20 protein-coding genes are annotated in these 25,551 nt (G+C 32.1%); 12 read left to right on the plus strand and 8 right to left on the minus strand.

The features are described 5' to 3' along the window. Nucleotides 1–43 precede the first annotated feature (43 nt). The 7 genes from KQI38_RS01915 (at nucleotide 44) to KQI38_RS01945 (ending at nucleotide 8,436) form a co-directional block, all read left to right on the plus strand. The gene (locus KQI38_RS01915) at nucleotides 44–1,747 is read left to right on the plus strand and encodes a peptide ABC transporter substrate-binding protein (protein ID WP_216554869.1); all 1,704 of its coding nucleotides are present in this window, start codon (nucleotides 44–46) and stop codon (nucleotides 1,745–1,747) included. 74 nt (nucleotides 1,748–1,821) lie between these two features. Beyond that, nucleotides 1,822–2,757, plus strand: a complete 936-nt coding sequence (locus tag KQI38_RS01920) for an ABC transporter permease (RefSeq protein ID WP_094904297.1) — start codon at nucleotides 1,822–1,824, stop codon at nucleotides 2,755–2,757. Between the two features lie 11 nt (nucleotides 2,758–2,768). Then, nucleotides 2,769–3,689: an ABC transporter permease gene (locus tag KQI38_RS01925; protein WP_216554871.1), complete on the plus strand. Its 921-nt coding sequence runs from the start codon at nucleotides 2,769–2,771 to the stop codon at nucleotides 3,687–3,689. A 12-nt stretch (nucleotides 3,690–3,701) separates the two neighbouring features. Beyond that, a complete protein-coding gene (locus KQI38_RS01930) occupies nucleotides 3,702–4,727 on the plus strand; it encodes an ABC transporter ATP-binding protein (RefSeq protein WP_216554873.1) in 1,026 nt (341 codons plus the stop codon). Continuing rightward, nucleotides 4,720–5,676 (plus strand): ABC transporter ATP-binding protein, encoded by a 957-nt coding sequence (locus tag KQI38_RS01935; protein WP_216554881.1) that lies wholly within the window; start codon nucleotides 4,720–4,722, stop codon nucleotides 5,674–5,676. Before KQI38_RS01930 ends, KQI38_RS01935 begins: the two co-directional genes overlap by 8 nt. Nucleotides 5,677–5,695: 19 nt before the next feature. Further along, complete coding sequence (locus tag KQI38_RS01940) at nucleotides 5,696–7,081, plus strand: TldD/PmbA family protein (protein ID WP_216554883.1); 1,386 nt, start codon at nucleotides 5,696–5,698, stop codon at nucleotides 7,079–7,081. 2 nt (nucleotides 7,082–7,083) lie between these two features. Continuing rightward, entirely contained in the window at nucleotides 7,084–8,436 is a 1,353-nt protein-coding gene (locus tag KQI38_RS01945) for a TldD/PmbA family protein (protein ID WP_216554885.1), read from the plus strand. A 22-nt stretch (nucleotides 8,437–8,458) separates the two neighbouring features. Here KQI38_RS01945 and KQI38_RS01950 read toward each other — a convergent pair whose 3' ends face one another. Beyond that, entirely contained in the window at nucleotides 8,459–10,459 is a 2,001-nt protein-coding gene (locus KQI38_RS01950; RefSeq protein WP_246565512.1) for a S9 family peptidase, read from the minus strand. A 161-nt stretch (nucleotides 10,460–10,620) separates the two neighbouring features. On the opposite strand from KQI38_RS01950, the gene KQI38_RS01955 reads away from it, so the two are divergent. The 4 genes from KQI38_RS01955 (at nucleotide 10,621) to KQI38_RS01970 (ending at nucleotide 14,523) form a co-directional block, all read left to right on the plus strand. Beyond that, on the plus strand, nucleotides 10,621–11,163 hold the full coding sequence (locus KQI38_RS01955) for an RNA polymerase sigma factor (RefSeq protein WP_216554888.1): 543 nt from the start codon (nucleotides 10,621–10,623) through the stop codon (nucleotides 11,161–11,163). After that, nucleotides 11,156–11,467: a hypothetical protein gene (locus KQI38_RS01960; protein ID WP_216554890.1), complete on the plus strand. Its 312-nt coding sequence runs from the start codon at nucleotides 11,156–11,158 to the stop codon at nucleotides 11,465–11,467. Before KQI38_RS01955 ends, KQI38_RS01960 begins: the two co-directional genes overlap by 8 nt. Further along, nucleotides 11,457–13,583, plus strand: coding sequence for a carboxypeptidase-like regulatory domain-containing protein (locus KQI38_RS01965; protein WP_216554892.1), 2,127 nt, complete (start codon nucleotides 11,457–11,459; stop codon nucleotides 13,581–13,583). Before KQI38_RS01960 ends, KQI38_RS01965 begins: the two co-directional genes overlap by 11 nt. Nucleotides 13,584–13,680: 97 nt before the next feature. Continuing rightward, complete coding sequence (locus tag KQI38_RS01970; protein WP_308524098.1) at nucleotides 13,681–14,523, plus strand: HDOD domain-containing protein; 843 nt, start codon at nucleotides 13,681–13,683, stop codon at nucleotides 14,521–14,523. A gap of 19 nt (nucleotides 14,524–14,542) precedes the next feature. Here KQI38_RS01970 and KQI38_RS01975 read toward each other — a convergent pair whose 3' ends face one another. From KQI38_RS01975 to KQI38_RS02000, 6 genes are all read right to left on the minus strand, one after another. Next, nucleotides 14,543–16,258, minus strand: a complete 1,716-nt coding sequence (locus KQI38_RS01975; RefSeq protein ID WP_216554902.1) for a hypothetical protein — start codon at nucleotides 16,256–16,258, stop codon at nucleotides 14,543–14,545. A 143-nt stretch (nucleotides 16,259–16,401) separates the two neighbouring features. Continuing rightward, nucleotides 16,402–17,433: an ABC transporter permease subunit gene (locus KQI38_RS01980; RefSeq protein WP_094903545.1), complete on the minus strand. Its 1,032-nt coding sequence runs from the start codon at nucleotides 17,431–17,433 to the stop codon at nucleotides 16,402–16,404. Next, nucleotides 17,430–18,467, minus strand: a complete 1,038-nt coding sequence (locus tag KQI38_RS01985; protein ID WP_216554904.1) for an ABC transporter permease subunit — start codon at nucleotides 18,465–18,467, stop codon at nucleotides 17,430–17,432. The genes KQI38_RS01980 and KQI38_RS01985 overlap by 4 nt, the downstream gene beginning before the upstream one ends. Continuing rightward, entirely contained in the window at nucleotides 18,468–20,051 is a 1,584-nt protein-coding gene (locus tag KQI38_RS01990) for a sugar ABC transporter ATP-binding protein (RefSeq protein ID WP_338114434.1), read from the minus strand. Between the two features lie 62 nt (nucleotides 20,052–20,113). Beyond that, nucleotides 20,114–21,235 (minus strand): DUF3798 domain-containing protein, encoded by a 1,122-nt coding sequence (locus tag KQI38_RS01995; RefSeq protein WP_216554906.1) that lies wholly within the window; start codon nucleotides 21,233–21,235, stop codon nucleotides 20,114–20,116. A gap of 196 nt (nucleotides 21,236–21,431) precedes the next feature. Beyond that, complete coding sequence (locus KQI38_RS02000) at nucleotides 21,432–22,679, minus strand: HlyC/CorC family transporter (protein WP_201259998.1); 1,248 nt, start codon at nucleotides 22,677–22,679, stop codon at nucleotides 21,432–21,434. A 145-nt stretch (nucleotides 22,680–22,824) separates the two neighbouring features. On the opposite strand from KQI38_RS02000, the gene KQI38_RS02005 reads away from it, so the two are divergent. Then, the gene (locus KQI38_RS02005; protein ID WP_216554908.1) at nucleotides 22,825–24,576 is read left to right on the plus strand and encodes a M3 family oligoendopeptidase; all 1,752 of its coding nucleotides are present in this window, start codon (nucleotides 22,825–22,827) and stop codon (nucleotides 24,574–24,576) included. A gap of 41 nt (nucleotides 24,577–24,617) precedes the next feature. Here the strand turns inward: KQI38_RS02005 and KQI38_RS02010 are convergent, their stop codons facing one another. Further along, a complete protein-coding gene (locus tag KQI38_RS02010) occupies nucleotides 24,618–25,526 on the minus strand; it encodes an FUSC family protein (protein ID WP_216554910.1) in 909 nt (302 codons plus the stop codon). Nucleotides 25,527–25,551: the final 25 nt, after the last annotated feature.

Here is a 25,551-nt window from a genome sequence, read left to right on the forward strand (position 1 = left end):
TGATAAAATTAATATACTTAATAATAAAAAGGAGGATTCACAGATGAGAAACAAGAAGTTTTTAGCATTATCAATGGCGATTTTGTTAATTTTACTTGCTGTAGCAGGCTGTGGAAAAAAAGACGATGCAGTTGTTGACAAACCAACAGATACTGCTGGTGGAGAAAATGATGAAGTAGCAGCAATTGACAGTGAACAATATCTAAACCTAATATTAAGTGCAGAACCAAGCACTTTAGATGCATCTAAAGGTTCAGATAGTTATTCAAATGGAATACTTAATAATGTTCTAGAACCACTTACTAGATTAGAAGAAGATGAAAACCAAGCTAATTTTTTAGCACCAGCAGGTGCTGAAAATTGGGAACATAATGAAGATGGGACTGTTTGGACATTTAAGATAAGAGATTCAGTATGGTCAGACGGGGTTAAGGTAAGAGCACAAGACTATGAATATGGTATAAAAAGATCAGTAGCAAAAGAAACAGCTGCTCCATATGCATATTTATTAACACCTATCAAAAATGCAGAAAAAGTTAATAGTGGAGAACTTTCAGTAGAGGAACTTGGAGTTAAATCATTAGATGACAACACTCTTGAAATTACCCTAGAGTCTCCAACGCCATATTTTCTATCTTTAACTTATCAGAGAGTTATGTTACCTCAGAGAGAGGATATAGTTGAACAATATGGCGATAAATATGGTTCAGAACTTGATACTTTAGTATATAATGGACCTTTTACTTTAACTAGTTGGGTTCACAATAGTGAATTAATTTTAACTAAAAATGAAAATTATTGGGGAAAAGATGAGGTTAAATTACAAAATATAAATCTTAAGATTATTCAAGATGAAAATGCAGTTTATAATTCCTTATCTAACGGTTCTGTTGACCTAGCAACAGCTAATAAACCAGAATGGAAAGAAAAGTTTATGAAGGATGAGAACTTAACTCATCTTGAAGTAGTTAATCCAAATACTTTCTTTATGTTTTTCAATACTCAAGATAAGGTATTTAAAAATGCTAACATAAGAAAAGCATTTTCAGCAGCTATAAATAGAGAAGAATTAGCTAATGTTATTTTCCATGGAGTACATGCTCCAGCATATGGTTGGGTTCCACCAAATATAAATATAGGTGATGATGAATATAGAACTGTAGCAGAATCACCAGTTAAAAAATTAGCTGATGAAAATCCAGATCCAAAGGCACTATTAATTAAGGGTCTGGAAGAATTAGGAATGGACCCAGATCCATCTAAACTAACAGTAAAGATATCTTTAGGAGCAACAGATCAATGGTTTAGGACTTTTGGGGAATATTTACAACAAATGTATATTAAAAATCTAGGTGTTAACTTTGAAGTTGAGCAAATGGAATGGCCAGTATTCAATAGTAATGTAGAAGAAGGAGATTTCCAAATAGGTTATATGGCATGGGGTGCAGAGTTTAATGATCCAATTGCTATGTTATCTTTATTAAAGTCTGATTCAGCAGCCATAGGGACTGGTTGGGTAAATCCTAGATATGATGAACTTATAGAATTATCAGCTAAGGAAATGGATCCAGTTAAACGTCTAGAATATTTTAAGGAAGCAGAAAAAATACTATTATATGACGAAGCAGCATTAGCTCCAGTAGTATATCAAAGATTAAATGTATTCCAATATAAATATGTTAATAATCTAGGCGTTACTCCATTCGGTACTCAAGGATATAAATACGGTTTTACACAAGGCAGATAGTTAAAAACATTCATAGCAGTTTGTGGGTTGTGCCTACAAACTGCTAGTTTGTAAATAGGACAAGGAGGAAGATTATGAGTAGATATATTTTAAAGAGAATTGGCTATATGCTACTTACTTTATGGATTGTTATAACTCTTACTTTTTTCCTAATGCATAGTATACCAGGAGATCCACTAGCACATATGGCAAAAAAATTACCTGAACAAATTAGGATAAACTTTTATAAAAAATATGGACTAGATGAGCCTGTTATAGTACAGTATGGAAAATTTATGAAAAATTTAATCACTAAGGGTGATTTAGGAGAGTCTTTAAGATATCCAGGAAGATCAGTTACTGAAACCATATTAAAAAATGCAAAGGTATCTGGTAGATTAGGTGCTCAAGCAATAGCACTAGGTATTACCATAGGCATCACTTTGGGGATAATTGCAGCATTAAATAGAAACAAGTGGCCAGATTATCTAGTTATGTTTATAGCGATCTTAGGTATTACAGTTCCAGTATTTATTATCGCTGCACTTTTACAATATACATTATCAGTAAAGTTTGAATTGTTACCAACTACTGGTTGGGGGAAATTCAAACATACAATCATTCCTACAATAGCTATGTGTTTTGGTTCTATAGCTACCTATGGAAGATATATGCGTTCTAATGTATTAGAGGTTATAAATCAAGATTATATTCTTACTGCTCAGGCTAAAGGTGTTAGCCCATTTAATGTCGTAAGAAAACATGTACTTAGAAATGCAATACTTCCTGCTATTACTATACTTGGGCCTCAAATAGCTGGAATATTTACAGGTTCTTTTGTTATTGAAAGAATATTTGGTATTCCAGGTCTAGGATCATATTATATTACTTCCATTAATGATAGAGATTATACTATGATCATCGGAACCACAGTTTTCTATGCAGCATTATTTGTAATATCTCAATTGGTGGTAGATTTACTTTATGGTGTTGTAGATCCTAGAATTAGGGTTTCAAAAAATAGCAAGTAGGAGGGGTGGCAATGGAAAATATTTCAAAAGATAAATTTAGAAAGATTGGTATTGATTCATCTTCTGGGGAAGCCATGGCACGTCCTAGAGTTGGCTATTGGCAAGATGCTTGGAGACGATTAAGAAGCAACAAAGTTGCAATGTTAGCCATTATAATACTTTTCACTATAGGTATAATGACTGTAATAGGACCATATATAAATGGATATAAATATGAAGAGATAGATTCTACTAAGATGAATATGAAGCCAAATGGAGAGCATTGGTTTGGTACAGATGAACTTGGGCGTGATGTTTTTTCAAGGGTATGGCAAGCAGGTAGGACGTCTATGATTATAGGTATTTTTGGTGCAATTATTTCTACTGTAGTAGGAAGTATCTATGGTGCTGTTGCAGCATATTTTGGTGGTAGAGTAGATAACATTATGATGAGGATTGTTGAAATTCTAACATCTATTCCATATTTGATAGTTGTTATCCTAATATCTATAATTGCGGAATCAAGAGATATATGGACTTTGCTTTTGACTTTGACTTTAACTGGCTGGTGTGGAATGGCCAGACTTGTTAGGGGACAGATGTTACAAATAAAACAACAGGAATATATTATGGCGGCTGAAGCATTGGGAGTTAAACCTTGGAAGATTATCACAAAGCATTTGATACCCAATTCTCTTGGTATAGTTATTGTTGCTATTACTTTTGATATTCCAGGATATATATTTGCTGAATCCTTTTTATCATATATTGGACTTGGACCTCAACCGCCAGCTACTTCTTGGGGGGCTTTAGCATCAGCTGCTCAACAAAACTTTATTTTTTATCCTCATCAATTGTTTTTCCCAGCACTTATGATTGCTTTAACCATGTTGTCATTTACATTGCTAGGTGATGGACTTAGAGATGCTTTAGATCCTAAACTAAGACAATAAGGAGGGAAAAAGATGGACAAGATATTAGAAGTTAAAGATTTAAATATATCATTTCATACCTATGCAGGTGAAGTAAAGGCTGTTAGAGGAATTAGTTTTGATTTAAATAAAGGAGAAACCTTAGCCCTTGTTGGAGAATCAGGTTGTGGTAAGACAGTTACAGCGAAGGCTATTCTAAGACTATTAAAGACACCACCAGCAGAAATAAAGAAAGGTTCACAGATTTTATTTGATGGTGAAGATGTTGTACAAATGAATAAAAAAAGACTGCTTTCTTATAGGGGAGAAGATGTAGCCATGATTTTTCAAGATCCTATGACATCTTTAAATCCTACTATGACTGTAGGTAAACAAATAATGGAAAGTTTACAAATTCACAAGAAAATGAGTAAAAAAGAGGCAGAGCAGGAAGCTATTAAACTTCTTAAACTGGTTAATATTCCAAATGCAGAAGAAAGAGTAAAGCAATATCCCCATGAGTTATCAGGTGGAATGAGACAAAGAATTATGATTGCAATTGCATTATCCTGTAATCCAAAGGTTCTTATTGCAGATGAGCCAACGACTGCTCTTGATGTTACTATTCAGGCACAGATTATAGATTTATTAAGAGAATTAAAAGAAAAATTTGATACATCAATTATCCTTGTAACTCATGACCTTGGAGTTGTTGCAAACTTTGCAGATAGAATTCAAGTTATGTATGCGGGAAGTATTGTAGAGACCGGAACCAAAGAAGAAATCTTCTATAACAGTCAGCATCCATATACTTGGGCATTACTCAATTCTGTACCAAGTATAGATAAAAAGAGTAAAGAGGAACTTTATTCATTAGGAGGAACACCTCCGGATTTAATACTTCCATTAGAAGGCTGTCCATTCACTTCCAGATGTGAGCATGCTATGGAAATATGTAAGGAAAGAAAACCAGTAGATACATGTCTATCAGATACCCATAGGGTAAGCTGTTGGTTGCAACATCCAGATGCTCCTAAGGTAGAAAGACCTGTGAGTTTTGGAGGTGGGAGAAATGAGTAAGGAAAATTTATTAGAAATAGTAAATTTGAAAAAGTATTTTCAGGTGGGGAAAAATGCAACTCTAAAAGCTGTAGACGATGTAACATTTAATATTAAAGAAGGTGAAACATTAGGGTTAGTAGGGGAGTCTGGATGTGGAAAGACTACCTGTGGTAGAACTATACTAGGTATTTATCCAGCTACTGGTGGGCATGTGTACTTCAATGGGCAGGATGTTCATCAAATGAATAGAGAAGAAAAGCTCAAATTCAAGAAAAATGCTCAAATTATATTTCAAGATCCCTATGCTTCATTGGATCCTAGAATGACCATAAGTGAAATCATAGGTGAAGGAATGGATGTTCATCTAAATTTGAGCAATAAGGAAAGACAAGAGAGAATTAGTGATTTACTAAGTAAGGTAGGACTAAACGCTGAGCATGGTTCTAGATTTCCCCATGAATTATCTGGAGGACAAAGGCAAAGAATTGGAATTGCCCGTGCCTTAGCCGTAGAACCACAATTTATTATGTGTGATGAACCGATATCAGCCTTAGACGTGTCTATTCAAGCTCAGATAGTAAATCTTCTTATAAAACTTCAAAGGGAAATGGGACTTACTTATTTATTTATATCCCATGACCTTTCTATGGTAAAACATATATCTGATAGAGTAGGCGTGATGTATCTAGGTTCAATGGCAGAATTAGCCAGCAACGAATTATTATATAGAAATCCTTTACATCCTTATACTAAGGCTTTAATATCTGCGATACCTATTGCTGATCCTAGTACAGAAGAAACAAGGAAAAGAATAAAATTAGAAGGTGAGGTACCATCTCCTATTAATCCACCAGATGGATGTAAGTTTGTTAAGAGATGTGCTCATGCAGAGGATATATGTCATAAGATGACCCCACAACTTAAAGAAGTAGAAAAGGATCATTTTGTAGCTTGTCATTTATATTAGAAAATTAAGGTGGGATTTTATGTTAAGTAAATCAATAATAGAAGATATATTTTTTGAAGCATTGGCTAGCGGCGGTGACTTTGCTGAGATATTTATGGAAGATAATTTATCTACAGAGATAGCCACAGTTGGTGGCAATATTGAAAGAGGTATGAGTGGTAGAGATTTTGGTATAGGAATTAGAATATTTTCAGGATTAAGATCTGTATATGCATATACCAATGATTTATCTAAAGATAATCTTATAAATATTACTAGAAGGGCAACCCAAGCCATTAAAGAAAATAAAAAGGATATCGTAGTAAACTTTGATAAAAAGGTAATACCAGTAGATCATCCCTATAGATTGTTACCATCAAAAGTAGACTTCACAAAGAAAATGGAATTTACAAAGAGAGCATATAATGCGGCAAAGACTTATGACGAGATAATATCTCAGGTTACAGTAAATTACTTAGATCAAGAGCAAAATGTACTAGTAGCAAATACTGAAGGAGTTTATGTAGAAGATAAAAGAGTAAGGACTAGAATGTTGATTCTAGTAGCTGCTGAGTATAATGGACAGATAGAGACAGGCTACATTGGACCTGGAGCATTAATGGGTACTGAGTTTTATGAAAAAATCAGCATAGAAGATTATGCAAGGGAAGCCGCTAGAAATGCCAAAACTATGGCAATGGCTGACTATTGTCCTGCTGGAAATATGCCAGTTGTCGTAGATAATGGCTTTGGCGGATTAATGTTCCATGAAGCCTGTGGTCATAGCTTAGAAGCTTCTTCTGTAGCTAAAGGTCTTTCAGTTTTTTCTAATAGAATAGGAGAAAAAATAGCTTCAGATTTAGTTACTTTAGTAGATGATGGTTCTATCATTAATTCTTGGGGTTCCCTTGGAGTAGATGATGAGGGGATGAAGACTCAAAAGAATATTTTAATTGAAAAGGGTATTCTAAAAGGATATATGATAGATAAATTAAACTCTAGAAGGATGAATATGGCTGCTACAGCATCAGGAAGGAGACAAAACTATAGATTTGCTCCAACCTCTAGAATGACTAATACTTATATAGATAATGGTACTAGTACTAAGGAGGACATAATTGGAAATACGGAAAAAGGATTATTTGCCAAATATATTTCCGCAGGTTCAGTAAATCCAGCTACAGGTGATTTTAATTTTTCGCTTTCAGAAGCCTATTTGATTGAAAATGGAAAAATAACTAAACCTGTCAAGGGAGCAACTCTAATAGGAAATGGCAATAAAATACTTCAGGATGTAGATATGGTAGGAAACAATCTTGAAATAGGACAAGGATATTGTTATGCAGGGAGTGGAGCGTTATTCATTGGTGCTGGACAACCTACCATCAGAGTTAAGACTATGACTGTTGGTGGGAGGGAGGAATAGATATGGAGAGAGATAAATTAGTAGATACATTGTTTAGAAAAGCTAAAGAATGTAATATTGAAGAGATAGAGGTCTATATCAGCAAAGGGTCGTCTATAGACTTTAGTATATATGAAGGGCAATTAGAAAAATATGTAGTAGCGGAGGAAGAGAATTTATCTCTAAGAGGGATTTATAAAGGAAGAATGGGATATTCTTATACAGAAAAGTTAAGGGAAGATAGTTTAGGTGAATTGATAAATAATTTAATTCAATATGCGGAAAATAACGATAATGAAGAGTTAGAAGAAATGTCTTCATCTATATTGGAATGTAAAAAAACTGTTCATAGAGAAAATTTATTAAATAGATACACAGAGGAAGAAAAAATTGAATATTTGTTGGATCTAGAGAAAAGAGCTTATGATTATGATAAACGAGTAAAGACTATAGATGATTGTAGTTATCAAGAAAAGATTCAAGAGGTGTATATTAGAAATACTAAGGGACTGGAAGTAGAAGACAGACATACTATTGGTATAATAAGTCTTTCAGCTGTTGCAGAAGAAGGAAATAATATGCAAACAGGATATTCGAATTATGTATTCAATGAACTTTCTAAGAAGTATAAGGATAAGCTTATTGAAGATAGTGTCGGAGATGCTATAGGGATGTTAGGTGCCAAGGCTATAAAATCTGGTAATTATAAAATTATCCTTAGAAATAATGTAGCTGCAGATATGTTTAGTTATTTTTCACCTATATTCTTAGGAAGCACAGTTCAGAAAAATCTATCTCTAATGAAAGGAAAACTAGGCTCAAAAGTAGCTGTAGATTTTTTTAACATAGTTGAAGATCCCTTAATGGAAAATGGAAAATATTTTAGAACCTTTGATGATGAGGGGACAGTTACTTATTCAAAACATATAATAGAAAATGGAATATTGAAGACTTTTCTTCATAACAATAAAACTGCTGAAAAAGATGGTGCAAAATCCACTGGAAATGGTTTTAGGACTTCGCATAGATCATCTATTGGAGTAATGTCTACAAATATGTATATTGAAGAAGGAGATAAATCTTTAGAGGATATGGTAAAGAGCATGGAGAATGGTGTTATTATTACTGATATCCATGGATTACATGCAGGAATCAATCCGACATCAGGAGATTTTTCTCTATCGTCAAATGGATTACTTGTAGAAAATGGGAAGGTAATTAGACCATTGGCGCAAATAACTATGGCAGGTAATTTATATACTATGCTAAAAGATATAAAATATATAGGAAATGATACTAAATTTTCTCATCCTAGTTCAAGCTACTTTGGATCCCCCTCCATTTATATTGGTAGCTTAACTATATCAGGAAAATAAAAACTGGTCAGATGACCAGTTTTTATTTTAAATATTTATTAAACCAATTAGTTATCTCTTCTAATCTTCTAATCCTATGTTTTGGTTTTCCAGATCTGCTTAATTCATGGTTTTCTCCTCTAAACATACAGAGTCTGGAATCTACGCCATGATATTTTAAGGATGTAAACATTTGAATACCCTCTGGTAGCCAACATCTATAATCTTCCTCCGAATGAATAAATAAAGTAGGTGTGACTACCTTATCTGCATATTTCATAGGAGAGTGGAACCATAGCTTTTCCACATCGGACCAGGGAGTAGCAGCATTTTGGTCTTCTACAAAATAATATCCAATATCAGTAGTACCAAACTTAGAAATCCAGTTGGATATAGATCTTTGGGATGCAGCAGCTCTAAATCTGTTTGTATGACCTATTATCCAATTGGTCATGAAACCACCATAGGAGCCACCAGTTACTCCGACTCTCTCGTTATCTATAAAAGGATATTTTTCAAGGACTAAATCTGTAAACTTCATTATATCATCATAATCTATAGTACCATATTTACCTCTTATATCTGCAAATTCATTGCCCTTACCATCACTTCCTCTTGGATTACAGAAGAATACAGCATAACCTTCATTTGCCCAGTATTGCATTTCATGATAGAATACTTCACCGTATACGGTCTTAGGTCCACCATGAATGTCTAGTATTGAAGGATATTTTTTTCCTTCTTCAAAGTCGACAGGCTTCATTATCCATCCATCTATAGTTATTCCATCTACTTCAAAACTTAAATGTTCAGGGATAGATAATTTTTTCTCCTTCATTATCCATTCATTAAATTTAGTTAATTGAGTTTCTTGCTTTCCTTCTAAGTTATATAATTCTTGAAGTTTAAGTCCTCTAAGTCCTATAAATTTTATATTTCCATCTAATATATCAAAGCCATCTACGGAACCTTTTCCTTGGATTAGCTTTTCTATATTTCCATTTTTATCTATTTTATTTATATATGAGCTATCTCCCTCAGTAGTTATGAAATATAGATAGTCACCATCTACTACCATAGATTTGGAGCCACCAAATCTACAGTCTGAGCCTACAGAGTTCCATATACTATAATCAAATTCATCAGAAGATATTCTAATGGCATTGGAGCCATCTAAATTCATTAAATAAAAATGTGGGTTTTCATTTAAACCATAGGATTTCATATCCTTCCCAGCAAATATTATTTTATCCCCGAGGAAATCAGCGTAAGAGTAACTAAAGATTTCCTCATGTGTTAACTTATCTAATTGTTTTTCTTTAATATTATATAGATGTAAATCAGATTTTAACTGCATTTTATCTGTATAAGAACTAGCAGCTATGATTATTTTAGATTTGTTCTTGTCAAGTTTAACACTTTCTACATCTGTAAATTCATCTGTAATAGGAGTAAGTTCCTTATCCTCTAGATTATAAAGATAAAGTCTATTTCTTTTTTTATTTGTAAACCCTCCACCATTAAACCAAAATGGTATTTCATCTAGTACTTCATAATCCTTATCTTCCTCCATCTTTTTTACGGCATTATCTTTTTCCTCTCCAGATAATTCTTTAAGATTTGGCCGATTAGGATCAAAGGTTGCAGTTAGAAGAAGATTATCTTCATCTAGGATTTCAAGTGAATTAACATTTAGTGGGATTTCAAATGCTTTATTAGCCTCTCCGCCATTTAAATTGATTTCATAATAAAAAGTCACTTCTTCTTTTTCTTTTCTTTCCTTATCTTTTTTACCTCTTATAGCAGGGAATAGTATAGTATTATTATCTTTCCATATGAAGGATCTTTCCTCATCTAAGGATGTTAATTTATATTCTGATTTTTTTTCTTCATTATAGATATAAATATTAGATAGATATTTATTTTCTTCAACATCTATTCTATGTAGTACAAAGGCAGTATTTTTACCATTTGGTGATAATCTAATGCTTGATAAAAACTTATATTTTGTAAAGTCATCTAGTTTTAAATTCTCCACGTACATCCCTCCATTAATTCTTTAGTGCATCTAATATTTATTATATACTATTTATATAAAGAAAGAAATGGAACACCACTGTTAAAATTGAATTGGGATAAGAAATCTTTTGAATTAATGCAACCTTTTTGAATATAAGTCGTCTAAATAGTAAAGGAGGGTTAGGGGTGGCTAGAAATGAAGAGAAAGAGCTAGTGAGAAAACTTAGAAAAGGAAATGAAGAAGCATATATAGAGCTTTTGGATATCTATGGAAATAGGCTATTAAAAACTTGCTACCTAATCCTTAAGAATGAAAAGGATGCGGAGGATATAGTTCAAGATACATTCCTTAGAGTATTTAATCAGATAGATAATTATAATGGGAATAGCTCCTTATATACTTGGATTTATAGAATAGCATTGAATTTATGTAAGGATAAGATAAAGAGTAGGAGAGAATTTGAAATTTACGAGGATATATTTGAAACCAAGGAAAAGGTGGAAGATATAGTATTTAACTCTATTGACAGGGAAATTTTGAGAAGGGAATTATTTAACTTGAATGCTCTGTATAGAGAAATTTTAATATTATTTTATTTTGAGGAATTAGCAATTAAGGAAATATCAGAAATTCTAGAGGAAAAGGAAGGAACGATAAAGAGTAGATTGAGTCGTGGAAGAGTAATATTGAAGAATGCCATTGAGAGAGGAGGAGAGTTATATGAATAAAGATAGGTTAGGTAATGAATTGAATATTATTATGGAATGTGAAGCGAAGGACATAGAACTTTCTCAGGGCTTAAGAGACAGGATACTAAGGAATAGAAAGAAAACTATTGGTGAGAAAATAAGGGATTTCTTAAATAAGGAGATAGAAATACCTTTAGTGCCTATGGTAGCATCTTTTATTATATTTTTCATAATAGTGGGAGTACCTAAGGATATAATGGTTAAGAGCGAAAACATTATAGATTTAGGTTCAACTCAGATTATAGTTAGAGAAGAAAGGAGAGTGAGTAGTCGTGAAAATTAGAATAAAGGTAAAGTTAATAATATTGATAGTAGTATTAATTTTAGCAGTAGTACCCTTTGTCAATCTGACATTAGCTGAGATTTTTAATAAATCTAAGCCAGAAGTAGCAGAGAAACTCTATGACTACTATTTAAAATACCCTGTTTCTTTTCAAAAAGATGAGGTACTATATAAAAGGGCTGAGACTATAATTAGTGGATTAAGTAGATATAGAATAATGATGGGAATGAAGATGGGAGAACGAAACTTAGATTATAGTACTATAGATAAAGCTATAGACAGCTATAAAAAAATAATACAGGATTATCCTAAGAGTAAGAGATACACTTTGGCTTACAAGGGTATATTAGATTTATATATATATAATGGTGATGCAAATAATTTAGAGAATTGGATAAAATGGGGAAAATACTCAGAGAAAGATGAAATAAGAGGTATATCTATGCTTTATGAAGGGTATGTACATTTTTCCAATAGGGAATATACTGAGGCAGAGGATGTGTTGGAATCTTTTGTACTAGGAAATAAGGATATAGATTATATGTATTATTTTTTAAAAGGGCATATAGAATTTGCTAGGGAGGATTTTCAGAAGGCAGATGCGTACTATGGAAAAGCCAGTGAAATTGGGTGGAGATTCGATAGTACTTTATTTGGCAATTTAGTTCCAAGTTATAGAAAGTTATGGTTAGAAGAGTTAGATTATAAAAATGGAGAAAATAAAATCAAGGGGAGGGTAACTGTTGATGGAGTAGGCATTCCATTTGTGGAAGTATATCTGCAAAAAGCTAGGCAAGGCTATTCTTCCAGAGGTATAGATTTCGTTGCCATTACAGATAAGGATGGATATTATGAAACCATTGGGGTGAAGGATGGGAAATATGATTTAGGTATTGGAGTAGGTACGGGAATATTATTTGAAAAGGCATATTTAGAGAAAAATAGATTTAACTTTGAGGTATTAGATGATGTAGAGTATGATTTTCAATTTAGCTCTGCTATGAAGATTATAAAGCCCAAGGCTGAAGAGTTAGTAGATGGAAATAAATTTGAAGTAGAATGGGAAGAAGTCCAAGGGGCAGAATTTTATAGGGTTAAAGTTGTAGGGGTAGGAAATTCATCTATGTTTACTACTGTTATAATGGATGAGAAAAGGCAAGTGGATATAAGAGGAAATAAGGCAGTATTTGATATAGAGGTTCTCAAACATTCTCCCTCGGGGTACTCTATCGATGAAAATGGTGTTGTAAGTCCTGAAGCCATAATGGGATATGTATATAGTGAGATTACAGTTTATATTATGGTTGATGCTTATGATGAGAATGAAAATATGTTGAGCAGCAGTGCTCCGATGACTAATTATTATGATATGATGCCTAGCTTAAAGGTAGGAGGCAAGCAAACAGAGGGAGAAAGACTAATATCAAAAGTACAGTATAAAGAAGCCATAAGTCATTATGAAAATTTGCTGCTAGATGATGAAGAAAATATAGAAGCATTATCATATTTGGCTAAACTATATATATATGGTTGGGGTAAGGGAACTTCAGATGCTGAAAAGGCTATAAATTATGGAATACAGGTATATGAGTTAACAGGTAAAGCAGATGTACTCCTTAGGGTATTAGGAGCCACAACTCCAAGTCAATATAGAGAAAATATTGAATTAGGGAAAAAAGTTTTTAATATAATACCTGAAGAATATAGAGATAGCTACTATTATTGGTATAGAGGAGATTATTATAGATCTATAGGTGGATTTGAAAAAGCTAGGGAATATTTACTTCTTGCAGATAATGTAAGAGATTCAGATATTATATATATAGATTTATACTATGGTGAATATGAAAGGGCAATAGAATTTTTAAAAGATGAAAATACTAAATTATATTTCATGAGTAAGGGAAAACTGATGGATGGTATAGAGCTGTTAATGGATTTAGATGAAAATGATAAAGAGCTTATATTGTTTAAAGAATTCCTAGATAGGTATTTAAAAAGGGAATTGGACTATGAGGAAAGAAAAGATGATTTCTACAGGGTTTATAATAATATAAAAAATCCTGACATTAGAATTATTTTAAATGAAATAAAAGCAGATAATTATTGGGACTAAATTGTCCCAATGTTTTTTGAGTCTTTATGTCTATGTCATATATGATTAATTTTGGGTATAATTAAAGAAAATGCTTATATTGATTGGGGAGATTAATGTGACAAAACTTACTTTAGAGTATATAGTCAATAAAGTCGAAGATATGAAGGTTTTACCTGAGATTATAAATAAGATAATAGTATTAACTGATGACCCAGATTCTACAGTCCATGATATGGAGGAAGTAATATTACAAGATCAGGTTCTAACTACTAAGATTCTTCGCCTTGCTAACTCTGCTTACTATGGTTATGCAAGAAAAATTTCTACTATATCTCAAGCAACTGTTTTATTAGGGTTTCAAGCAATAAAGGGAATAGCACTTGCTTCTACTGTAAGAACATATTTAATGGATGAGTTAAGAGGATATTCTTTAGAGAAAAATGAACTATGGTCACAATCTCAAACCTGTGCCATAGTATCAAGGTTTATTGCTAAAAGCATAAAGTATTATAATCCAGAAGAAGCTTATATAGCAGGACTTTTGAGAGATATTGGAAAAACCATATTGAACCAGCATATGGAAAAAGAATATATGGAAGTATTGTTAAAGATGGAAGAAGGTAATATATCCTTCTTAGATGCCGAAAGAGAGGTTTTAGGTTTTGGGCACGCAGAAATAGGAGAAAAGATAGCTGAAAAGTGGAATCTTCCTAAGGATTTAGTAGAAGCAATTGGATATCACCATACTCCAGAATTAGCAAATATAAATCCAATTTTAGTTTCGATAGTTCATATTGCTGATGCTATTACTATGATGATGGGAGTAGGACTTGGACTTGACGGATTAGCCTATAATTTATCTCCAATTGCGATAGATAATTTAAGCTTAGATGAATTACAATTTCAGACAATTATATCTCAAGTATCTGATTTAATAAAAGATGAAGATAGTTTTTAACAATAAAAAAGCAGATAATTTATCTGCTTTTTTTAAAGGATTCTAGATTTATTACACTACACTCATGTTTTCTATTATTTCTTGATTCTAAAAAGTTTAAAACAGTCTTTCCCAAAGAAGTCAATTTGATTTCATAATTTGGATATAAATTGCATTTAATAATTCCTAGATATTGTAAGTATATATAAGATGCAAAGAAAAACTTAAGATTATTTGAGAATTTTGGTAAAATGCTCCCAATTTCATAATTTGTATTTTCACTTAGGGAAGATAGAGATAACATTAAATCCTTCTTGGATTTTTCCAATATATTTATATTTTCTATATCGCAAAGTTCAGATATAAATTCACTCTTCCAAATATGTTGAAAAAATAATGCATATTTATCTTCATCTCTTAATCTCAAATAATTAGTTCCCTTATTAGAAACAGATAATTTATTGCCGTTTATTGAAAGTAATCCTAGATTAAGAGAAAGCTTATAAAACATATGGATTATAGGGAAATCCTTTTGATTAGGTGAATCTTTATCTACATGATTAGAAAGTTCTAATATTTTATTCATTTCTAAAAGATTCTTTCTTTTTATGTATTTATTTTTTTCTGTTAAATCTAAGGGTTTATCTAATACATATAGCATAAATTTATCATAATCCATAATAAGAGATATTGCATCTTCATTTAGAAAGTCTGATACAATATTTGATAGTTCCTTGTCTATTACAAAGGGTGATTTAACTAGCTTTAACTGATTCATAAAGTCAAATCTAGTTTTACTGATATTTAATAGTTCTTTATATACCTCTTTATAATCTGAGTCTTTATTACTTAAAAATCCCAAATAATTTTTAAAAGTTGCTATATAAGAATTAAGGTCTTCTTGAGATACTATAAATCCTTCTTCTATGGCATCCTTAAAGAAATAATGAAAATCTACTTGATCAAGATCATATAAAGTTAAATCTTCATCTGCTAGATAGTATTCAAAAAAATCTATTAAATTTGCGATATATTTCTTTACTATGGATTTAGGCACTTTAAGTCCCAGATATGCTTCGAACTCGTCTAATTCGTCATATAAAACTGAAACAATATCTTCATCCATTTCCATTGCCTCAAAGATGCAATTTGTATAGATTTTATATAAGTTTATGCTATATTTCTTTAGGTACTCTTTCATAGTAAGTGTTTGGAAATTTAATCTCAAACGATTAAAATCAATAAATACTTCTTCAAGGAACATGGATTTAATAGAAGAAGGTAAATAACTAATATCCCCTACAAAAGTAAAATATCCTAGTAGATTTCCAACTCTAGCAAGAGCAAAATCTCCAATGGATATAGTATGTGCTAATTCTGGTTCCCATAATTTATAACTTTTATTTTGAAGTAAATCAACGACTTTGATAAATTCTCCATCAGTGTCAAGGACTTCAAAGAGAGATATATTTGATTTGTTACGTTCAATTAGAATATCTTTTTCTTGCTCTGTTAATACTCCTGATTTTTCTTCAAGAAATTTCTCAATAAAGGTTTTCCCATCTTTCCCCATGAAGTCGATGCTTATCCAGACATTGAATGCTAAAGTATGTTTTTGTTCACCAAAATCAGGATAAAAAAATTCAAGTTTATCTAAAATACTCTCATCCTGTATTTCCTTAGATATATATTTTAACAACTTTTTAGTTGCAGACTTATCAATTTTTTGTATTTGCTTATAAGTTAAATCTTGCATAATTCCCCCCAAAATATATTACGAATAATTCTTCATTAAAGTATATTATATACTATTATATAAGAGATTGCACAGGAAAAAATCCTCTTTTACAAAAAGAGGATTTTTTCAATTAATTCGGAATTTTAAATCAACACAATTTATTATATATCAGATAATTGTGTTCTTGCTTTATTTTGTTCCCAAGCATGAAGTAGAAGTGCAAGACCTATAACACCGTATGCAATAAATACCCTAAAGTATTCACCTATTTGGGCATTTCCCATTAGATTTTGACCAGCTAGTGGAGAAATTATAAACAGTAGATGGAATAGGAAGGTGCCTATTAGAGCTTCCCTCCAAGATGCTTTATTTACTGATGCACCACCTATTAGAAGGGATGCAACCGCAAAAAGACCTACCTGCTCATGATTGCTAAAGGTATTTAATGTACCCATATTTTGAAGATATACTATTTGTCCCCAAGCAGCTAGTACTGTTGAGATTATTATTGCAATAATTCTAGTTTTATCTACATTGATACCGGAAACACTGGATATATGCATATTTTGCCCTACAGCTCTCATTTCCTGACCTAATTTAGTTTTTAGGAAAAAGTAAAGAGCAAAAAATAATAAGGCAGTTACTATCAATGTAACAATAGGGTAAGAGGTGATGTCTTTAAAGAATAAATTATCTAGAGATTTTCTAATAATATTTAAGTCTATGGTGTTTCTAAGTCCCACACCTGTGGGCATAAGTATATTTTTATTACTAATAGGTATGACTTTACCAGCAAGTACTATAAATATTAATTGATATATCCCATTGGCGAAGAATCCTAAAATCATGGAAGTTATCATTTCTTTTCCTTTAGCTTTGTTTAGTACTTTTCCAACTAGGTAACCAAGGATTATAGCTACAGGAGTAGATACTAATATTGCAATTAAAAATCCACCTATTCCTCCTATACCATAATTCATTATAAAGATAAGACCAATTTGTCCAGCCATGGCCCCTAGAACTATACCGAAGTTCAGTCCCATTCCAGTTATAACTGGAATTATAAGTGACATTACTAATATCAGATTTCTTGATAGTCTAAAAATCATTTCATTAAAAAGAAAGTTAAGTGGCAAACCAGATAAGAAAAAGCCAACTACGCATATAGCCATGAATACTATTGGAACTATCATGCTGCATCACCTGCCTTTCTAGTTAGTGCATAGATAATAATACCATTACTGATTATTATTCTTATTATTTCAGCCATACTTCCTTCAGATAAAATATTGATTACAGGAAGTGCTACAACTAATAAACCTTGAAACAAGAAAGTACCGATTATCACATGAATTATTTTTGCTTTTTGCAGAGTTGCACCACCTATCAATATAGAAGCAGCTGCTGGAAGTGCTACATAAAGAGGTGCATTATATAATTGTAAGAAACCAAAGGACTGACTGTATACTATGATACCAATAGCAGCCAATACAGTAGATAGCATAATACCTAAAATTCTTTGCTTATCTACATTTACTCCATTTGAGGTTGCAAAGGCTTCTGAGCTTCCAGCAACTCTCATGGCAGTACCCTTTTTACTTTTTGAAAATATCCATACGACTGCTGCGAGAATTATAAATATAAGGATTAAACCTGTAGGAAACTTTATTTTACCAAGAGAAAAGGATAAAAATCTATCTAATACTCCTCCCATTGAGGATTCTAAGGAAAGTGTAACACGAAGTCCTGATCCACCCATTGCCCAAATTAAACTCTCGTTTTTAAATGGGGCAACAAGCCAAAATATACACATAAAGGACACTATTGAGTAACCAAAATAATTACCTACAGTCATTTCCTGTCCCTTTACTTTATTGAGCATTAGGCCATATAGATATCCTGCTATAGTTGCCAATGGAATTGCAATAGCCAAAGATGCGGCGAAACTGGCAAATCCAGTAAGTCCCAGCTCAATACTGACTAAGGCACCAATAAGCCCAAATATAACTCCAAGGGGAAGGTTAAAGTTAATACCGATACCTGATTGTATAGAAGGAACCATGGCTAGTACTAAAATTACATTCATACCAAATCTTGTGAATATGTCTTGCCATATCCCTGATAGTGGAATATCTAATATAGCTGCTGCAATTAATAAGACGATTAAAAATGCTGAAATTATCAATCTAGGAAATCCAATTTTTCTGTATATTTTCTTAAAGTCCATTTAACTCACCACCTTATCTATATCTTCTCCAGCCATGGCTAGACCAAAGGCCTCATCTGATGCATCTGGTGGAAGGATTGTATGAACTTTACCTTCTGCAATAATGGCTATTCTATCAGATACCTGCCTTAGCTCAGCTAATTCACTGGAAGTGATTATTATGGTCATATTGAGCTCTTGATTTAGCTTAACTAAAGTATCTAGAACCAGTTTTTTAGCTCCTATATCTATACCGCGGGTAGGCTCTGATACCAGTAAAATATCTGGATTTAGAGTAAGAGCTCTAGCTATACATACCTTTTGCTGATTTCCACCAGATAGGAATCTAGTATATTGATTAGGTCCTGTACATCTAATATCTAAATCCTTTATTATTTTTTCCGCATGAAATTTAATTGATTTGCTATCAACTATTTTAAAAGGGCCAATTTTATTGATAAACTTTTCTTGAATTTCAAGGGATGTAAATGCAATATTAAAATCAATTGGTTCATCTAATAAAAGCCCAACACCTTTTCTATCCTCAGAGAGAAAAGCCACAGCGTTATTTAGCATTTCCCTTGGATTATTTAATGGCATTTCTTTACCATCTTTCAATATACTCCCCTTAGTTGGATAGAGTCCCATGATTCCATTGGCTATACCAATTTTACCTTGTCCAGCCAATCCTCCAAGGCCTAGAATTTCACCTTTTCTTATTTGAAGGTTAACGCCTTTAACTCTTTCACCAGGCATATCTACATATAAATCTTTTAACTCTAAATATGGTGAGGTATCAGAGTCAATATCCTTTTTATCCGATATGGTAGAAGTTATTTCCCTTCCTACCATAAGTTTTGCCATTTCAATAATATTAATCTCAGAAGTCGGTATAGATTTAACTAAGGAGCCATCTCTTAAAATAGTGATAGAATCTGTGACCTGTTTGATTTCATCTAATCTGTGAGTGATGAACAAAATAGCTATGCCCATATTTGATAGATTCTGTATGACATCTAGAAATTGATCAGCTTCAGATTCTGTAAGTACAGCAGTTGGCTCATCTAGTATTAGGAGTTTTAGATTTGATTTATCTATTTCCCTAGCAATTTCAATAAACTGCATATAGCCAACGGGTAGTCCTGCTACTGGAAGGTATTCATCTACAGTCATATTTAATTTATTTAAAGCATTTTTAGCATCTTCTTTCATCTTGGTGAAATTGAGTTTTTCTAGTTTTGGTCCTAAGACTTTAGATAGTGTTGTAGGTTTAGTGTTTTCACGATTTAACTTTATATTTTCCGTAATAGTAAATCCAGGAATAAGCATGAATTCTTGATGTACCATTCCAATACCCATTTCCATAGCTTCTGTTGGAGATTTTGGGTTGCATGTTTTTCCATCAAAGAGAATTTCACCTTCAAATCCTCCGGTAGAGTGTATAACGGGCATACCAAATAATATATTCATTAGAGTTGACTTGCCTGCACCGTTTTCTCCTACCAAACCATGAATTTCACCTTCTTTAATAGTCAGAGAAACATTTTTAAGTACTTGATTTCCAGAGTAAGTCTTTGATATATTTTTCATTTGGAGTAAATCCACTTTATAACCTCCTTTACTTAAAGAGAAGGGAGTCGTCGAAACGACCCCTTATATTTAGTTTATTAGAATATTTGAGATCCTAGTACAAATAACAAGAAGTTTGGAGTATCTTCATTAAGCTCTGAGAATTTAACTTCATTATTCTTATCTCCAGTTACTTCTTTCATATACTGAACCATAGCATCTTTATCGAATTTTTCTATTTTACCTTCAGCGTATGCTTTAGCATATTCTACACCGGCTTCAATTATAGCTACGTTTGCTGGTCTATTCCAAGTACCAAATCTTCCAGTACCACCTTTTTCAGCTATCTTAGCAGAGATTTGTTCTGATAGATAATCTAAATCTCCAGCTTTGTCAGAAGGAATTTCAATACCTAAAGCACCAGGATAAGCATGATATGGGGATGGACAGCATTGTTCAGGATAGATTGCACCTGTTTCAAGAGCTTGTTTGATTAAAGGTTCCTGCATAGAGCAGTTTGTACTGAAGAATGCAGTATCTTTACCGTATTTATCTACTTGTCTTGGAACATCTTCTAATATAAATAGTTGTGCACCTGGCACACCTGCATCTGAAAGTGGATCTGGAGCGTCTACTTCAACAAACTGAATGCCTAGATCAGCAGAAGTTTCTTTGAATATATCCCTTCTAGCTGCTAACAATTCCATAGACATATGTCTTGGGAATGAGTAATGTATAAATGTCTTAGCTCCCATTTCTTTAGCTTTATGAATCACAGATTTCCCACGTTGAAGCTGGTCAAGTTCAAGTAAGATATCTCCACGAGAAGCTATTGTATCAGGATTTTCATGAGGTACACCTAAGATAAATAATATATCTGGTCTAGTTTCTCTAACTTTATCTATAGCTGGTGCAGCTCCTTCAACTGCTTGAACGAAAACTATAGCTTTTACAGCTGGATCAGCTGCCAATGAAGCAACTTGAGCAATGGTAGTTTCCTGTTCTTGAGCAAACTTGTCAGGATAAGTAATGTGTTTAATCATATCACCATATTTCGCGACCATTCTTTCACCTGCACGAAACTCTTCTTCCCCTTGAGATACAGTGCCAGTCACTATACCAATTTTATAATCGGTTTTACCTGATGTAGTTTTAGTTCCGCAGCCAGCTAAGCTAATCACTAGTATAGCCACTAGAAACAATACAAATATTTTTTTCATAGCTATTCCCCCTTAATTTTTATTATAAAAAAAGCCCAATTACTAGTTGGGCTTATATTTAGAGATACAAGAATAGAGAATCAAAATGATATAAAAATTAAAGGCTTGTTCTTGTATCTTATTATTTAATTTGTATTAAATGGGAGGTAAAAATATTCCTATTATTTCTATTAAATTACTAATAAAAATATGACTCTTAAGTAAGTATCCTCATCTTTTCAATTCTATTTTTTTCTATTTTTTCGATTATAAATTTAAGGTTTTCATATTCAATTATTTCATTTTCTTCAGGGAAACGATCTAATATACCTATTACGAATCCACCTATGGAATCAAAATCTTCAGATTCTATATTAGTTCCTATCATTTCATTTAGGAGGTCAAGCTTTGTGCTGCCATCTACTAGGTATTCGTCCTCTTTAATCACTTCGATATCTTCGTGTTCTTCATCATATTCATCCTTGATTTCACCAACTATTTCTTCAACAAGGTCTTCTGTAGTAACCATTCCAACAGTACCACCATATTCGTCTAAGATAATAGCTACGGGAATTCTATTTAATCTCATTTCATCGAAAAGTTCAGCAGTTGATTTAAATTCATAGGTATAATAAGCAGGTCTTATTATATCCTTTAACTTGAAATTGTCCTTGTTGTCAACATAAAGTATAAGGTCTTTTACATGCATTATACCAACGATATCATCTATATCTTCGTCATATACTGGAATCCTAGAGAAGTTTTCTTCTTTTAAAAACTCTAGCAATTCACTGTATGTAGAATTTATATTTACAACAGCCATATTGGTTCTAGGTGTCATTACGTCTTTAGCATGAGAGTCGCCAAATTCAAAAACATTATAAATCATCTGTCTTTCTTCACCCTCTAGAACTCCTTCTTCATGGCTTACATTTACTATGGTCTTTAGTTCATCCTCTGTAATTAGAGGCTGTGTTCCTGTTTTAGTACCACCTAATAGTCTAACTATACCATTAGTTACAAAAGTTAAAATAGAAATAAGAGGCTTAAAGACTATAGTTACAAAGCTAATAGGTCTAGCTACTTTAACAGATGTTTTTTCTGAATTTTGTGCAGCTAGCGATTTAGGTGTTACTTCACCAAAGACCAATATCAAAATAGTCATAACAATTGTAGAAATTAAAGTACCTTTACTGCCGTATAAGTCTATAGCTATTGATGTAGCTATTGCAGATGCTCCAATATTAACAACATTATTCCCTATTAAAATAGCCCCTAATAATTTATTTGGATTTTCAACAAGATTGCTAATTAATTTTGCATTTTTTTCATTATCTTCAACCATACGTCTTAATCTAATTTTACTTAAGGAAACGAGGGCTGTTTCAGATGCAGAGAAAAAAGCAGAAAGTCCAATAAGAATAAATAAAATAATAAATTCCCAAAATAAATGGTCTGACAACATCATCACACTCCAATTAAATATTGATTAGTTTATAAAATATCATACCATATTATACCACATTATTTTTATACTACTATAATATACATTAATATTATTAGGCATTTTAGAGATAATAAACAAAAATAAATATTTAATCTATTAATTAATGGAAAAATCTGATATTATTGAAAATAAGAACCAATTAGAATGGAGGGTTAATGTGCTAAAATTTAAAGATTATAAGTATGAGAGACCAGATTTATCTAAGATTACTGGGGAGTTTGATGAGATTTTAAAAAGATTCAGTGAGGCAAAATCTTTTGAAGAGCAAAATGAAGTAATGAAAGAAATAAATAAAGTAAGAAATCATGTAGATAGCATGGCTACTTTAGTGAGTATTAGACATTCAATCGATACTGAGGATGAATTCTATGCTGAGGAAAATGATTTCATTGATGAAAACAGACCGAAGTTTGAAAATTTAGTGTCTAAATTTTATAAGGAACTTGTTAACTCTAAGTTTAGAAAAGAATTAGAAAAAGCATGGGGAAAGCAAGTATTTACTCTTGCAGAGCTGCAATTACAAACTTTCTCAGAGGAGATAATTGAAGATTTAATTAAGGAAAATAAACTTGTAACAGAATATGATAAATTAATTGCTTCAGCTAAATTAAATTTTGAAGGCGAAATAAGAAATCTAAGTCAGATGAGACCATTTATGGAATCAAAGGACAGAGACATGAGAAAAAAAGCATCTGAAGTTACGACTGGATTCTTTAAGGAAAACGAAGAAGAATTTGATAGAATTTATGACGAACTAGTTAAAGTTAGAGATAAGATGGCTAAGACTTTAGGATTTGCTAGCTATGTAGAAATGGGATATAAAAAGCTTGGCAGATCAGACTATGATGCTAATATGGTTGCTAATTATAGGAAGCAAGTATATGAGGATTTGGTTCCAGTAGTTGCTGAATTAAAAGATAAACAGAGAAGAAGACTTGGACTTAAAGAAATGAAACATTATGATGAACCTTTGGAATATTTAACTGGAAATGCAACTCCAAAGGGAGATCCTGATTGGATTCTTGAAAATGGAAAGAAAATGTATAAAGAGCTATCTCCAGAAACTGATGAATTTTTTACATTTATGGTAGAAAGAGAGCTATTAGACTTAGTTAGTAAAAAAGGAAAGATGGCTGGCGGATATTGTACTATTATACCAGAATATAAATCACCTTTTATATTCTCTAACTTTAATGGAACATCTGGAGACATAGATGTATTAACTCACGAAGCAGGTCATGCTTTCCAATCCTATTTAAGCATGGGATTTGAGTTACCCGAATATGGTTTCCCAACATTAGAGGCTTGTGAGATTCATTCAATGAGTATGGAGTTTATTACTTGGCCATGGATGGAACTTTTCTTCCAAGATGAGGTAGAGAAATATAAGTTTAGTCACTTAGCTGGTGCAATTAATTTTATACCTTATGGAGTAACTGTAGATGAGTTCCAACATTATGTATATGAGAATCCAACTGCTACACCAGAAGAGAGGAAGCTTAAGTGGAGAGATATTGAAAAGAAATACCTTCCATTTAGAGATTATGGAGATAATACTTTCTTAGACAATGGTGGATATTGGTTTAGACAGGGACATATATTCAGTAGTCCATTCTATTATATAGACTATACTTTAGCACAAGTATGTGCATTCCAATTCTGGATCAAGACTAGGGAAGACAAAGAGAAAGCGTGGGAAGATTATATAAGACTTTGTAGAGCAGGAGGAAGTTTACCTTTCCTAGAGTTAGTTAAACTAGCTAACCTAGAAAATCCTTTTGTAGATGGAACAATAAAAAGAGTAGTAGAACCTATTAATGGGTGGCTAGATAGTATAGATGATAGTGACTTCTAATAGTTAAGACTAATAAATAACTTGTGCTTACAAAGCACAAGTTATTTATTTTCTAAGGGATGTTCTTCTAAAAAGCTTTTTATCTCTAGAAGTAGATTTAAGCTTTGATTTAGATAATAATTATATACAATATCTATATCTTCTTTAATTAAACCTTCTTTGGGATCTAAAGTTTTATCGAATAATTCCTTTAACAGTTTTTGATTCTTCCCATCGATATATGGGATTTTATCCATCTTTGATAATAAAGAAATATTAGTTTCTATAGAATCTGCAATAGATAATATTTTATTATATGAATTTGAATCTTTATTTCTAAATAAGTTAAGATCAATGTCGTTACTAAGTGCCTCATAGTTTTCCGTCAATGATGTTATATCTGATCTAAGTTCTTTTAAGTCTACTTCTTCCTGTTTCCATATTATAGTATAGATTATTTTCTTACATTCTTTATAAAGAGTATTTATAGAACCTCTTATTTTTTTCTCCATATTTGGGGCAGAAATAAAATAGTTTATTATCATTCCCGCAATAATCCCTATGAAAGTATCTATTATTCTAAACAATGCATATGAAAATCTAGCTTCTATTATTGGATTCAATGCGATACCCATGAAAACTATAGCTGATAATTGTAATGCTTTATTCCACCTCATAATATAACATAGATGGATAACAATTATAACACCAATTCCAATAAAAAAAGGATTTTGTGGAAATGCTAGAGAAAATAGCAATCCAACAATAGCACCTACAAATGTACCTAGCATTCGATTTTTTCCCATTGTAAAGGATTCAGAAACCGAGGCTTGCATTGCCATAATTGCCCCTATGCCTGCAAATATAGGACTTTTAGATTCAAATAGAGAACAAATCATAATACTTATTGAAACTGCCAACCCTGTTTTAATAGTTCTCATGCCTATTCCTAAATTCATGTTCTTTTTCAAAAATTTCCCCCTCTCATATAAGGTA

It is taken from the genome of Tissierella carlieri (genome assembly GCF_018917285.1).
GTDB classification, from domain to species: Bacteria; Bacillota; Clostridia; order Tissierellales; family Tissierellaceae; genus Tissierella; species Tissierella carlieri.

Coding starts and splice junctions, on each gene's coding strand:
- KQI38_RS01915 (WP_216554869.1), top strand. CDS start 44: ATGAGAAACAAGAAGTTTTTAGCATTATCAATGGCGATTTTGTTAATT.
- KQI38_RS01920 (WP_094904297.1), top strand. CDS start 1,822: ATGAGTAGATATATTTTAAAGAGAATTGGCTATATGCTACTTACTTTA.
- KQI38_RS01925 (WP_216554871.1), top strand. CDS start 2,769: ATGGAAAATATTTCAAAAGATAAATTTAGAAAGATTGGTATTGATTCA.
- KQI38_RS01930 (WP_216554873.1), top strand. CDS start 3,702: ATGGACAAGATATTAGAAGTTAAAGATTTAAATATATCATTTCATACC.
- KQI38_RS01935 (WP_216554881.1), top strand. CDS start 4,720: ATGAGTAAGGAAAATTTATTAGAAATAGTAAATTTGAAAAAGTATTTT.
- KQI38_RS01940 (WP_216554883.1), top strand. CDS start 5,696: ATGTTAAGTAAATCAATAATAGAAGATATATTTTTTGAAGCATTGGCT.
- KQI38_RS01945 (WP_216554885.1), top strand. CDS start 7,084: ATGGAGAGAGATAAATTAGTAGATACATTGTTTAGAAAAGCTAAAGAA.
- KQI38_RS01950 (WP_246565512.1), bottom strand. CDS start 10,459: ATGTACGTGGAGAATTTAAAACTAGATGACTTTACAAAATATAAGTTT.
- KQI38_RS01960 (WP_216554890.1), top strand. CDS start 11,156: ATGAATAAAGATAGGTTAGGTAATGAATTGAATATTATTATGGAATGT.
- KQI38_RS01975 (WP_216554902.1), bottom strand. CDS start 16,258: ATGCAAGATTTAACTTATAAGCAAATACAAAAAATTGATAAGTCTGCA.
- KQI38_RS01980 (WP_094903545.1), bottom strand. CDS start 17,433: ATGATAGTTCCAATAGTATTCATGGCTATATGCGTAGTTGGCTTTTTC.
- KQI38_RS01985 (WP_216554904.1), bottom strand. CDS start 18,467: ATGGACTTTAAGAAAATATACAGAAAAATTGGATTTCCTAGATTGATA.
- KQI38_RS01995 (WP_216554906.1), bottom strand. CDS start 21,235: ATGAAAAAAATATTTGTATTGTTTCTAGTGGCTATACTAGTGATTAGC.
- KQI38_RS02000 (WP_201259998.1), bottom strand. CDS start 22,679: ATGTTGTCAGACCATTTATTTTGGGAATTTATTATTTTATTTATTCTT.
- KQI38_RS02005 (WP_216554908.1), top strand. CDS start 22,825: ATGGAAAAATCTGATATTATTGAAAATAAGAACCAATTAGAATGGAGG.